The 12,907-nt window shown below is 60.3% G+C and carries 12 protein-coding genes; all 12 read left to right on the top strand.

The window, feature by feature from the left end:
- Window positions 1-2 precede the first annotated feature (2 nt).
- The 12 genes from nuoE (at window position 3) to ACYZTR_RS10850 (ending at window position 12,884) form a co-directional block, all read left to right on the top strand.
- Complete coding sequence (gene nuoE, locus ACYZTR_RS10905) at window positions 3-500, top strand: NADH-quinone oxidoreductase subunit NuoE (RefSeq protein WP_008146039.1); 498 nt, start codon at window positions 3-5, stop codon at window positions 498-500.
- On the top strand, window positions 497-1,852 hold the full coding sequence (gene nuoF, locus ACYZTR_RS10900) for an NADH-quinone oxidoreductase subunit NuoF (RefSeq protein WP_461978714.1): 1,356 nt from the start codon (window positions 497-499) through the stop codon (window positions 1,850-1,852). Before nuoE ends, nuoF begins: the two co-directional genes overlap by 4 nt.
- Before the next feature lie 136 nt (window positions 1,853-1,988).
- Entirely contained in the window at window positions 1,989-4,703 is a 2,715-nt protein-coding gene (nuoG, locus tag ACYZTR_RS10895; RefSeq protein ID WP_461978712.1) for an NADH-quinone oxidoreductase subunit NuoG, read from the top strand.
- Complete coding sequence (gene nuoH / locus ACYZTR_RS10890; protein ID WP_131062359.1) at window positions 4,700-5,707, top strand: NADH-quinone oxidoreductase subunit NuoH; 1,008 nt, start codon at window positions 4,700-4,702, stop codon at window positions 5,705-5,707. Before nuoG ends, nuoH begins: the two co-directional genes overlap by 4 nt.
- Before the next feature lie 12 nt (window positions 5,708-5,719).
- Window positions 5,720-6,265: an NADH-quinone oxidoreductase subunit NuoI gene (gene nuoI, locus ACYZTR_RS10885; protein ID WP_218192018.1), complete on the top strand. Its 546-nt coding sequence runs from the start codon at window positions 5,720-5,722 to the stop codon at window positions 6,263-6,265.
- A 9-nt stretch (window positions 6,266-6,274) separates the two neighbouring features.
- Window positions 6,275-6,778, top strand: a complete 504-nt coding sequence (nuoJ, locus tag ACYZTR_RS10880) for an NADH-quinone oxidoreductase subunit J (RefSeq protein WP_007905076.1) — start codon at window positions 6,275-6,277, stop codon at window positions 6,776-6,778.
- Between the two features lie 2 nt (window positions 6,779-6,780).
- Window positions 6,781-7,089, top strand: a complete 309-nt coding sequence (gene nuoK, locus ACYZTR_RS10875) for an NADH-quinone oxidoreductase subunit NuoK (protein WP_007905077.1) — start codon at window positions 6,781-6,783, stop codon at window positions 7,087-7,089.
- Window positions 7,086-8,939 carry an NADH-quinone oxidoreductase subunit L gene (nuoL, locus tag ACYZTR_RS10870; RefSeq protein ID WP_461978709.1) on the top strand — a complete coding sequence of 618 codons (1,854 nt, stop codon included), beginning with the start codon at window positions 7,086-7,088 and terminating at the stop codon, window positions 8,937-8,939. Before nuoK ends, nuoL begins: the two co-directional genes overlap by 4 nt.
- A 39-nt stretch (window positions 8,940-8,978) precedes the next feature.
- The gene (gene nuoM, locus ACYZTR_RS10865) at window positions 8,979-10,511 is read left to right on the top strand and encodes an NADH-quinone oxidoreductase subunit M (protein WP_461978707.1); all 1,533 of its coding nucleotides are present in this window, start codon (window positions 8,979-8,981) and stop codon (window positions 10,509-10,511) included.
- Between the two features lie 7 nt (window positions 10,512-10,518).
- Window positions 10,519-11,982, top strand: coding sequence for an NADH-quinone oxidoreductase subunit NuoN (gene nuoN / locus ACYZTR_RS10860; protein WP_461978705.1), 1,464 nt, complete (start codon window positions 10,519-10,521; stop codon window positions 11,980-11,982).
- Between the two features lie 247 nt (window positions 11,983-12,229).
- On the top strand, window positions 12,230-12,580 hold the full coding sequence (locus ACYZTR_RS10855; RefSeq protein WP_461979650.1) for a toxin: 351 nt from the start codon (window positions 12,230-12,232) through the stop codon (window positions 12,578-12,580).
- Window positions 12,570-12,884, top strand: coding sequence for a helix-turn-helix domain-containing protein (locus tag ACYZTR_RS10850; RefSeq protein WP_461978703.1), 315 nt, complete (start codon window positions 12,570-12,572; stop codon window positions 12,882-12,884). The genes ACYZTR_RS10855 and ACYZTR_RS10850 overlap by 11 nt, the downstream gene beginning before the upstream one ends.
- The last annotated feature ends 23 nt before the right edge of the window (window positions 12,885-12,907 follow it).

Raw genomic sequence — 12,907 nt, 5'->3', positions numbered from 1 at the left:
GCATGAATAGCACGCTTATCCAGACAGACCGTTTCGCCCTGAGCGAAACCGAGCGCTCGGCCATCGAGCACGAGCTGCATCACTACGAAGACCCGCGCGCGGCGTCGATCGAAGCCCTGAAGATCGTCCAGAAGGAACGTGGCTGGGTGCCTGACGGCGCGCTTTACGCCATCGGCGAAATCCTCGGCATCCCGGCGAGCGACGTTGAAGGCGTGGCGACGTTCTATAGCCAGATCTTCCGTCAGCCAGTGGGCCGTCACATCATCCGCGTCTGCGACAGCATGGTTTGCTACATCGGCGGCCACGAATCCGTTGTCAGCGAAATCCAGAGCAATCTGGGCATCGGCCTGGGCCAGACCACCGCCGACGGTCGTTTCACCCTGCTGCCGGTCTGCTGCCTCGGCAACTGCGACAAGGCGCCGGCGCTGATGATCGACGACGACACTTTCGGTGATGTGCAGCCTGCCGGCGTTGCCAAATTGCTCGAGGGCTACGTATGACCCTGACTTCCTTCGGTCCTGCCAACCGCATCAAGCGGTCGGCCGAGACTCACCCGCTCACTTGGCGTCTGCGTGACGACGGCGAAGCTGTCTGGCTCGACGAGTACCAGGCCAAGAACGGTTACGCGGCTGCGCGCAAAGCCTTCGCCGACATGGCCCAGGACGACATCGTCCAGACCGTGAAAGACGCCGGTCTTAAAGGTCGCGGCGGTGCAGGTTTCCCCACGGGCGTTAAGTGGGGCCTGATGCCGAAAGACGAATCCATCAACATCCGCTACCTGCTGTGCAACGCGGACGAGATGGAACCAAACACCTGGAAAGACCGCATGCTGATGGAGCAACTGCCCCATCTGCTGATCGAAGGCATGCTGATCAGTGCTCGCGCACTGAAAACCTACCGCGGCTACATCTTCCTGCGTGGCGAATACACCACCGCCGCCAAGCACCTCAACCGTGCTGTGGAAGAAGCCAAGGCAGCCGGCCTGCTGGGTAAAAACATCCTGGGCAGCGGCTTCGATTTCGAGCTGTTCGTCCACACCGGCGCCGGGCGTTACATCTGCGGTGAAGAAACCGCACTGATCAACTCCCTTGAAGGCCGCCGCGCCAACCCGCGCTCCAAGCCGCCTTTCCCTGCCGCCGTTGGCGTGTGGGGCAAGCCGACCTGCGTGAACAACGTTGAAACCCTGTGCAACGTGCCGGCGATCATTGCCGACGGCGTGGAGTGGTACAAATCGTTGGCACGTGAAGGCAGTGAAGACATGGGCACCAAGCTCATGGGCTTCTCCGGCAAGGTCAAGAACCCGGGTTTGTGGGAATTGCCGTTCGGCGTCACTGGTCGCGAGTTGTTTGAAGACTACGCTGGCGGCATGCGCGACGGTTACAAGCTCAAGTGCTGGCAGCCTGGCGGCGCCGGTACCGGTTTCCTGTTGCCGGAACACCTGGACGCACAAATGTACGCCGGCGGCATCGCCAAGGTGGGCACCCGTATGGGTACCGGCCTGGCCATGGCGGTGGACGACAGCGTCAACATGGTGTCCCTGCTGCGCAACATGGAAGAGTTCTTCTCCCGTGAATCCTGCGGCTTCTGCACCCCGTGCCGTGACGGCTTGCCGTGGAGCGTCAAGCTTCTGCGCGCCATCGAGAACGGTGAAGGGCAAGCCGGCGATATCGAGACCCTGCTGGGTCTGGTCGGTTTCCTCGGCCCCGGCAAGACCTTCTGTGCTCACGCACCGGGCGCCGTGGAGCCGTTGGGCAGCGCAATCAAATACTTCCGCCATGAGTTCGAAGCCGGCATCGCGCCTACCAGCGCCGTCGTCCCGCCTCTGGCAAGGCCGATCGTAGTCGGCGCTTAACGCTTTAAACAAAGCGAACGGTCCGTGCCGTTCGCTTTCGCGCGATGACGCCTTTAACGGCTGTTTTGATTCGCGCGGATAACAAGATTCCATTAGCCACGCCCGCTGACACCGGGCCAACGAAGAACTTTGAACCATGGCCACTATCCACGTAGACGGCAAAGAGCTCGAAGTCGATGGGGCAGACAACCTGTTACAGGCATGTCTGTCGCTAGGCCTCGACATCCCCTATTTCTGCTGGCACCCAGCCCTAGGCAGCGTTGGCGCTTGCCGCCAGTGCGCGGTCAAGCAGTACACCGACGAGAACGACAAGCGTGGTCGGATCGTCATGTCGTGCATGACGCCTGCTACCGACGGCAGCTGGATCTCCATCGACGACGAAGAAGCGAAAGTGTTTCGCGCCAGCGTCGTTGAATGGCTGATGACCAACCACCCTCACGACTGCCCGGTCTGTGAAGAAGGCGGTCACTGCCACCTGCAAGACATGACGGTAATGACCGGCCACAACGAGCGCCGTTACCGCTTCACCAAGCGTACTCACCAGAACCAGCAACTGGGCCCGTTCATTTCCCACGAAATGAACCGCTGCATCGCCTGCTACCGCTGCGTGCGCTTCTATAAAGACTACGCCGGCGGCACCGACCTGGGCGTATTCGGCGCACACGACAACGTGTACTTCGGACGCGTAGAAGACGGCACCCTCGAAAGCGAGTTCTCCGGCAACCTCACCGAGGTCTGCCCGACCGGTGTGTTCACCGACAAGACTCACTCCGAGCGCTACAACCGCAAGTGGGACATGCAGTTCTCGCCGAGCATCTGCCATGGCTGCTCCAGCGGTTGCAACATCTCCCCGGGCGAGCGCTACGGCGAACTGCGCCGTATCGAAAACCGCTTCAACGGTTCGGTAAACCAGTACTTTCTGTGCGACCGTGGCCGTTTCGGCTACGGCTACGTCAACCGCGAAGACCGCCCGCGTCAGCCAAAGCTGGCCAACGGCGCCAAGCTGACCCTCGACGAAGCGCTGGATAAAGCCGCCGACCTGCTGCGCGGTCGCAACATCGTCGGTATCGGTTCGCCCCGTGCCAGCCTCGAAAGCAACTACGCGTTGCGCGAACTGGTCGGCGCCGAGCACTTCTACTCCGGTATCGAAGCCGCTGAGCTGGAACGCATTCGTCTGGTCATGCAGGTGCTCAAAGACAGCCCGCTGCCGATCCCGAACATGCGCGACATCGAAGACCACGATGCAATCTTCGTCCTCGGTGAAGACTTGACCCAGACTGCTGCGCGCATGGCCCTGTCCCTGCGTCAATCGGTCAAAGGCAAGGCTGAAGACATGGCCGACGCCATGCGCGTTCAGCCTTGGCTCGACGCTGCGGTGAAGAACATCGGTCAGAACGCGCTGAACCCGCTGTTCATCGCCAGCCTGGCTGAAACCAAGCTCGACGACATCGCTGAAGAATGCGTTCACGCCGCGCCAGACGACCTGGCCCGCATCGGTTTCGCCGTGGCTCACGCCCTCGACGCCAGCGCGCCTGCCGTTGAAGGCCTGGACGCTGAAGCGCTGGCGCTGGCCAAGCGTATTGCCGATGCCCTGCTCGCCGCCAAGCGTCCGCTGATCATTGCCGGTACCTCGTTGGGTTCCAAGGCGCTGATCGAAGCGGCGGCGAACATCGCCAAAGCGCTGAAGTTGCGCGAGAAGAACGGTTCCATCAGCCTGATCGTTCCAGAGGCCAACAGCCTCGGCCTGGCCATGCTCGGTGGCGAATCGGTCGACGCGGCCCTGCAAGCCGTGATTGACGGCAAAGCGGACGCCCTCGTCGTACTGGAAAACGATCTGTACACCCGTACCGACAAAGCCCGTGTCGATGCTGCCCTGAACGCCGCGAAAGTGGTGATCGTTGCGGACCATCAGAAAACCGCTACCAGCGATCGCGCGCACCTGGTTCTGCCAGCCGCCAGCTTCGCTGAAGGCGACGGTACGCTGGTCAGCCAGGAAGGCCGCGCCCAGCGTTTCTTCCAGGTCTTCGACCCGACTTACCTCGACGCGAGCATCCTCGTTCACGAAGGCTGGCGCTGGCTGCATGCCCTGCGCGCGACCCTGTTGAACCAGCCAATCGACTGGACTCAACTGGACCACGTCACCGCTGCGTGTGCTGCAAGCACTGCGCAACTGGCCGGCATCGTCAGTGCCGCGCCGTCCGCCGCGTTCCGTATCAAAGGCCTGAAGCTGGCGCGCGAACCGCTGCGTTACTCCGGTCGCACCGCCATGCGCGCCGACATCAGCGTGCACGAACCGCGGACTTCCCAGGATAACGACACGGCGTTCTCGTTCTCCATGGAAGGTTACTCGGGCTCGGTCGAACCGCGTCAGCAAGTGCCATTCGCCTGGTCTCCGGGCTGGAACTCGCCGCAAGCCTGGAACAAGTTCCAGGACGAAGTCGGTGGTCACATCCGCGCTGGCGACCCGGGCACCCGCCTGATCGAAAGCACCGGTGATTCGCTGAACTGGTTCGCCAGTGTTCCTCGCGCGTTCAACCCGGCTCCGGGCACCTGGCAGGTTGTGCCGTTCTTCCACCTGTTCGGCAGCGAAGAGAACTCTTCCAAAGCCACACCGGTTCAAGAGCGCATCCCCGCCGCCTACGTGTCGCTGGCCAAATCCGAAGCCGACCGCCTGGGTGTCAATGACGGTGCTCTGCTGAGCTTGAACGTGGCGGGCCAGACCTTGCGTCTGCCGCTGCGCATCAACGAAGAGTTGGGTGCCGGCCTGGTCGCATTGCCGGCCGGTATCGCCGGCATTCCGCCAGCGATTTTCGGCAAATCCGTTGACGGTCTGCAGGAGGCAGCTCAATGACCTGGTTCACGCCTGAAGTGATTGACGTGATCATCGCGGTCCTCAAGGCCATCGTGATTCTGCTCGCCGTGGTGGTGTGCGGTGCACTGCTAAGCTGGGTCGAGCGTCGTTTGCTCGCCCTCTGGCAGGACCGTTACGGTCCGAACCGCGTCGGTCCGTTCGGCGCGTTCCAGATCGCTGCCGACATGATCAAGATGTTCTTCAAGGAAGACTGGACCCCGCCGTTCGCCGACAAAGTGATCTTCACGTTGGCGCCGGTGGTTGCCATGAGCTCCTTGTTGATTGCCTTCGCGATCATCCCGATCACCCCGACCTGGGGCGTGGCGGATATCAACATCGGCATTCTGTTCTTCTTCGCCATGGCCGGTCTGTCGGTTTATGCGGTGTTGTTCGCCGGCTGGTCGAGTAACAACAAGTTCGCCCTGTTGGGCAGCTTGCGGGCCTCGGCGCAAACCGTGTCGTACGAAGTGTTCATGGGCCTGTCGCTGATGGGCATCGTGATCCAGGTCGGCTCGTTCAACATGCGCGACATCGTTGAATATCAGGCGCAGAACCTGTGGTTCGTCATTCCGCAGATCTTCGGTTTCCTGACCTTCTTCATCGCTGGCGTCGCCGTGACTCACCGTCACCCGTTCGACCAGCCGGAAGCGGAACAGGAACTGGCCGACGGTTACCACATTGAATACGCCGGCATGAAATGGGGCATGTTCTTCGTCGGCGAGTACATCGGCATCGTGTTGATTTCGGCGCTGCTGGTGACCTTGTTCTTCGGTGGCTGGCACGGTCCGTTCGGTATTCTGCCGCAGATCCCGTTCATCTGGTTCGCGCTGAAAACTGCGTTCTTCATCATGTTCTTCATCCTGCTGCGCGCCTCGATTCCGCGCCCACGGTATGACCAAGTGATGGATTTCAGCTGGAAGTTCTGCCTGCCGCTGACCCTCGTCAACATGCTGGTGACCGCTGCGATCGTGTTGCTCAACACGCCCGCCGTCGCGGCTCAGTGAGGATAGAGAATCATGAAGTACATTTTTGACATCGTGCATGGCTTCTTCACCCAGCTTCGCAGCCTGGTGATGATCTTCGGCCATGCCTTCCGCAAGCGCGACACGCTGCAGTACCCGGAAGAAGCCGTGTACCTGCCGCCGCGCTTTCGTGGACGTATCGTCCTGACTCGCGACCCTGATGGCGAAGAGCGTTGTGTAGCCTGCAACCTGTGCGCCGTGGCGTGCCCGGTCGGTTGCATCTCGCTGCAGAAAGCTGAAACCGAAGACGGTCGCTGGTACCCGGAGTTTTTCCGTATCAACTTCTCGCGCTGCATTTTCTGCGGCCTCTGCGAGGAAGCCTGCCCGACCACCGCGATCCAGCTGACACCGGATTTCGAGATGGCCGAGTTCAAACGTCAGGACCTGGTGTACGAGAAAGAAGATCTGCTGATCTCCGGCCCCGGCAAAAACCCTGATTACAACTTCTATCGCGTTGCAGGTATGGCAATTGCCGGTAAGCCCAAAGGCGCCGCGCAGAATGAAGCCGAACCGATCAACGTAAAGAGCTTGCTGCCTTAAGGAAGAAAGATGGAATTCGCTTTCTATTTCGCATCGGGTATCGCTGTTGTGTCCACGCTTCGCGTGATCACCAACACCAACCCTGTGCACGCCCTGCTCTACCTGATCATTTCGCTGATTGCCGTGGCGATGACCTTTTTCGCCCTCGGCGCGCCGTTCGCCGGTGTGCTGGAAGTGATCGCCTACGCGGGCGCCATCATGGTGCTGTTCGTGTTCGTGGTGATGATGCTGAACCTGGGCCCGGCCTCGGTTCAGCAAGAGCGCGTCTGGCTCAAACCCGGCATCTGGCTCGGCCCGGTCGCACTCGGCACCCTGCTGCTGGTTGAACTGCTGTACGTGCTGTTCAGCGACGCCAGCGGTCAGGCCATCGGCCACACCACCGTAGACGCCAAGGCCGTGGGCATCAGCCTGTTCGGTCCTTATCTGCTGGTGGTCGAACTCGCCTCGATGCTGCTGCTTGCTGCAGCCGTCACGGCGTTCCACTTGGGCCGCAACGAAGCCAAGGAGCAATGACGATGCCTGCTATCCCTCTCGAGCATGGACTCGCCGTTGCCGGCATCCTGTTCTGCCTCGGTCTGGTCGGCCTGATGGTCCGCCGCAACATTCTCTTCGTGCTGATGAGCCTGGAGGTCATGATGAATGCCTCCGCACTGGCCTTCATCGTTGCCGGTAGCCGCTGGGGTCAGCCGGATGGACAGATCATGTTCATCCTGGTGATCAGCCTGGCAGCCGCCGAGGCCAGTATTGGCCTGGCGATTCTGTTGCAGCTGTATCGCCGCTTCCACACTCTCGATATCGACGCTGCCAGCGAGATGCGCGGATGAATCTTCTCTATCTGACTTTCGTATTCCCTCTCATAGGTTTCCTGCTGCTGTCGTTCTCACGCGGCCGCTTTTCGGAAAACCTGTCGGCGCTGATTGGCGTCGGTTCCATCGGCTTGTCTGCCATCGTCACGGCTTACGTGATCTGGCAATTCAACGTTGCGCCACCTGAAGGCGGTCACTACACCCAGGTGTTGTGGCAGTGGATGGCGGTGGAAGGCTTTACGCCGAACTTCGCGCTGTACCTGGATGGTCTGTCCCTGACCATGCTCGGTGTGGTGGTCGGCGTCGGCTTCCTGATCCACCTGTTCGCGTCCTGGTACATGCGCGGTGAAGCCGGTTACTCGCGTTTCTTCGCCTACACCAACCTGTTTATCGCCAGCATGCTGTTCCTGGTCCTGGGCGATAACCTGTTGTTCCTGTACTTCGGCTGGGAAGGCGTGGGCCTGTGCTCGTACCTGTTGATCGGTTTCTACTACAGCAACCGTAACAACGGTAACGCGGCACTGAAAGCCTTCATCGTGACCCGTATCGGCGACGTGTTCATGGCCATCGGCCTCTTCATCCTGTTCGCGCAACTGGGGACGCTGAACATCCAGGAACTGCTGGTTCTGGCGCCACAGAAGTTCCAGGCTGGTGACTTCTGGATGGTTATGGCGACCCTGATGCTGCTGGGCGGCGCTGTCGGCAAATCCGCGCAACTGCCGCTGCAAACCTGGCTGGCGGATGCGATGGCCGGTCCTACTCCGGTTTCGGCACTGATCCACGCGGCAACGATGGTGACCGCCGGTGTCTACCTGATCGCCCGTACTCACGGTCTGTTTGCGTTGGCGCCGGACATCCTGCACCTCGTCGGCATCGTCGGTGGCGTGACCTTGGTGCTCGCCGGTTTTGCCGCACTGGTCCAGACCGACATCAAACGTATCCTCGCCTACTCGACCATGAGCCAGATCGGCTACATGTTCCTGGCCCTGGGCGTTGGTGCCTGGGATGGCGCGATCTTCCACCTGATGACCCACGCCTTCTTCAAGGCGCTGCTGTTCCTTGCGTCCGGTGCGGTGATCGTTGCCTGCCACCACGAGCAGAACATCTTCAAGATGGGCGGCCTGTGGAAAAAACTGCCACTGGCCTACACCAGCTTCATCGTCGGCGGCGCGGCTCTGTCGGCCCTGCCATTGGTGACCGCAGGCTTCTACTCCAAGGACGAAATCCTCTGGGAAGCATTCGCCAGCGGCAACCACGGCCTGCTTTACGCAGGTCTGGTCGGCGCGTTCATGACGTCGCTGTACACCTTCCGCCTGATCTTCATCGCGTTCCACGGTGAAGCGAAGACCGAAGCGCACGCCGGTCACGGCATCGCTCACTGGCTGCCACTGTCGGTGCTGATCGTATTGTCTACCGCCATTGGCGCGATGATCGTTCCACCACTGCACGGCGTGCTGCCGGAAAGCGTCGGCCATGCCGGCGGCGAAGCCAAGCACAGTCTGGAAATCGCCTCGGGCGCCATCGCCCTGGCCGGTATCCTGCTGGCCGCGCTGCTGTTCCTCGGCAAGCGTCGTTTCGTCACTGCAATCGCCAACAGCGGCATCGGCCGCTTCCTTTCGGCCTGGTGGTTCGCTGCCTGGGGCTTCGACTGGATCTACGACAAACTGTTCGTCAAGCCATACCTTGCGATCAGCCACGCACTGCGCAGAGACCCGCTCGACCAGACTATCGGTCTGATCCCGCGTATGGCCAAAGGCGGCCACACCGCCCTGAGCCGTACCGAAACCGGTCAACTGCGTTGGTACGCGGCATCGATGGCAGCCGGCTCCGTGCTGGTCATCGGCGCCATCGTGCTGGTAGCGGTCTGATATGAACCTTGCGAACTTGCGAAAGGAATTGAGCCCGTCATGATTCTGCCTTGGCTAATCCTGATCCCCTTCATCGGCGGCCTGCTGTGCTGGATGGGTGAGCGCTTCGGCGCTACCCTCCCCCGCTGGATTGCGCTGTTGACCATGACCCTGGAACTCGCACTCGGCCTCTGGCTGTGGGCCCACGGTAATTATTCATTTGCTCCGGCACCGGGTGCCGATCCGACCTGGGTGCTTGAGTTCAAGCACATCTGGATCGAACGCTTCGGCATCAGCGTACACCTGGCCCTCGACGGCCTGTCGCTGTTGATGATCCTGCTGACCGGCCTGCTGGGTATCCTCTCGGTACTCTGCTCGTGGAAAGAGATCCAGCGTCACGTTGGCTTCTTCCACTTGAACCTGATGTGGATCCTGGGCGGTGTCATCGGCGTGTTCCTCGCCCTCGACCTGTTCATGTTCTTCTTCTTCTGGGAAATGATGCTGGTGCCGATGTACTTCCTCATCGCGCTCTGGGGTCACAGTTCTTCGGACGGCAAGAAAACCCGGATCTACGCGGCGACCAAGTTCTTCATCTTCACTCAGGCTTCCGGCCTGATCATGTTGGTGGCGATCCTGGGTCTGGTACTGGTCAACTTCAACGACACCGGCGTGATTACCTTCAACTACGCCGATCTGTTGAAAACCAAGATGTCGCTGACCACCGAGTACATCCTGATGCTCGGCTTCTTCATCGCCTTCGCGGTCAAGTTGCCAGTTGTGCCGTTCCACTCCTGGTTGCCTGATGCTCACGCCCAGGCGCCGACAGCGGGTTCGGTCGACCTGGCCGGTATCTTGTTGAAAACGGCGGCTTACGGGCTGCTGCGTTTCGCCCTGCCGCTGTTCCCGAATGCCTCGGCCGAGTTCGCGCCGATCGCCATGACGCTCGGTCTGATCGGGATTTTCTATGGTGCGTTCCTGGCCTTCGCACAAACCGACATCAAGCGTCTGATCGCCTACTCCTCCGTTTCCCACATGGGCTTCGTGTTGATCGGCATCTACTCCGGCAGCCAACTGGCGCTGCAGGGTGCGGTGATGCAGATGCTGGCACACGGTCTGTCGGCCGCGGCACTCTTTATCCTCAGCGGTCAACTGTACGAACGCACCCACACCCGCGACATGCGCGAAATGGGAGGCCTGTGGTCGAAGATCGCTTACCTGCCGGCCCTCAGCCTGTTCTTTGCAGCCGCGTCCCTCGGCCTGCCGGGTACCGGTAACTTCGTCGGTGAGTTCCTGATCCTGATCGGCACGTTCCCCGCTACGCCATGGCTGACTATCATCGCGACGTCCGGCCTGGTGTTCGGTTCGGTCTACTCGCTGATCATGATCCACCGTGCGTACTTCGGCCCGGCCAAATCGGACGCGGTGCTGCATGGCATGGACGGTCGCGAACTGATCATGGTGGTCGGCCTGGCGGCGCTGCTGATTTACATCGGCGTGTACCCGCAACCGTTCCTCGATACCTCTGCCGCGACGATGCATGGCGTGCAGCAATGGCTCGGCACCGCCTTCACTCAACTCGCTTCGGCCCGGTAAGAGCGCTATGGAATTCACGACTCAACACTTTATCGCGCTTGCGCCTTTGTTGATCACCAGCGCCACGATCATCGTGGTGATGCTGGCAATCGCCTGGCGCCGCAACCACTCGCAGACCTTCCTGATTTCCGTGGCGGGTCTGAACCTGGCGTTGCTGTCGATCCTGCCAGCCTTAAAGGTCGCACCATTAGCTGTGACCCCTCTGCTGCAGATCGATAGCTTCGCGTGTCTGTACATGGCGCTGATCCTGGCCGCCACCCTCGCTTGTGTAACCCTCGCCCACGCCTACCTCGGCGATGGCGGTTCGGGTTACCCGGGCAACCGTGAAGAACTTTACCTGCTGATCCTGATGGCCGCCGCCGGTGGCCTGGTGCTGGTCAGCGCGCAGCACCTGGCCGGGTTGTTCATCGGTCTGGAACTGCTCTCGGTACCGGTTTACGGTCTGGTGGCTTACGCCTTCTTCAACAAGCGTTCGCTGGAAGCCGGTATCAAGTACATGGTGCTGTCGGCCGCCGGTTCCGCGTTCCTGCTGTTCGGTATGGCCCTGCTGTATGCCGACTCCGGTAGCCTGAGCTTCGTCGGCATCGGCCAGGCCCTGGCCGCCACCGGCCTGCCAAGTTCGCTGGCGCAACTGGGCCTGGGCATGATGCTGATCGGTCTGGCGTTCAAGCTGTCGCTGGTACCGTTTCACCTCTGGACCCCGGACGTTTACGAAGGTGCTCCGGCACCGGTGGCAGCGTTCCTGGCCACCGCGTCGAAAGTCGCCGTGTTCGCGGTGATGGTGCGTCTGTTCCAGATCTCGCCGGCGGCAAGCAGCGGTGTACTGAGCGACGTGCTGACCATCATCGCCATCGCGTCGATCCTGTTCGGTAACCTGCTGGCCCTGACCCAAAGCAACCTCAAGCGTCTGCTGGGTTACTCGTCCATCGCTCACTTCGGTTACCTGCTGATCGCCCTGGTGGCGAGCAAGGGTCTGGCCGTGGAAGCCATCGGCGTGTACCTGGTCACCTACGTGATCACCAGCCTCGGCGCGTTCGGCGTGATCACCCTGATGTCCTCGCCGTACAACGGCCGTGATGCGGACGCCCTGTACGAATATCGCGGCCTGTTCTGGCGTCGTCCGTACCTGACCGCCGTAATGACTGTGATGATGCTGTCCCTGGCCGGTATCCCGCTGACCGCGGGCTTCATCGGCAAGTTCTACATCATCGCCACCGGTGTCGAGTCACGCCAATGGTGGCTGGTCGGTTCCCTGGTACTGGGCAGCGCCATCGGCGTTTTCTACTACCTGCGCGTCATGGTCACCCTGTACCTGATCGAGCCGAACCTGCGTCGTCACGATGCACAACTGCACTGGGAACAAAAGGCAGGCGGCGTGATGCTGCTGGCCATCGCCGCACTGGCGTTCTTCCTTGGACTGTATCCACAGCCGTTGCTGGTCCTGGTTCAGCAGGCAGGGTTGGCGAGTTGATCGCTTAAGCGGTACTGGGTAGAAAACACAAACGGCACCTTCAGGTGCCGTTTTTGCGTTTGGGGCCAACAATCGGACTTCCTACGCACCTGTGCACTTCGCGAATCCCCTCGCGAGCGAATCAGCCGCGTCCTACATCCCGTTCCTGCATTCGACTTTAACGTAATGACTTGACCGAATTGGCGGGAACAGAAGCTTGACCTATTCGATTCTTGTGATAGAAATATACGCAGGTAACGTACAGAACATGGACGCTCTATTTATCGAACTGCCAGCTTTTGAAAAGCATCGAAACGATTATCTGGACGATGACACTTTTCATAGCTTCCAGCAGGAGCTGCTAAACAACCCGGAAGCCGGTGATATCGTTGAAGGCACTGGAGGCCTGCGCAAGATACGTGTGGTTGATGAGCGACGAAACAAGGGCAAGCGTGGCGGGCTAAGGGTTATTTATTACTGGTGGTCCGGTTTCGACCAATTCTGGCTCTTTACCTTGTACGGCAAAAATGAACAAAGCGACCTGACGCCACATCAAAAAAAGCTGTTCAAACAGGTGCTTTATCGAGAAATCAGAGAGAGAACGAACGATGAAACGTGACATTTTTTCGGAGCTGCTAGAGGGGGTTGAAGCCCTGGCCAATGAGCGCCAAGGTAAAGTCACACTGCGCACGCACAAAGTGAAACTGGTCAGACTTGCTCCTATAACCGCAGAGGAGGTGGTCAGCATTCGTCAGCAATTGAATCTTTCCAGGCCGGTGTTCGCGATGTACCTTCGGACCAACACCCGAACGCTGGAAAACTGGGAGCAAGGGCGAGCGCAACCCAATGCTCAAGCCACCACGCTTATCCGGTTGGTCGAGCGTTTCCCGGAGACTGTCGAACAACTGGCGGCGCTGACCTGAATCCGCGCAGTCCAATGACCGCA

The organism is Pseudomonas sp. Hz4 (genome assembly GCF_054898165.1).
This window is presented reverse-complemented; position numbering and strand designations above follow the sequence as displayed.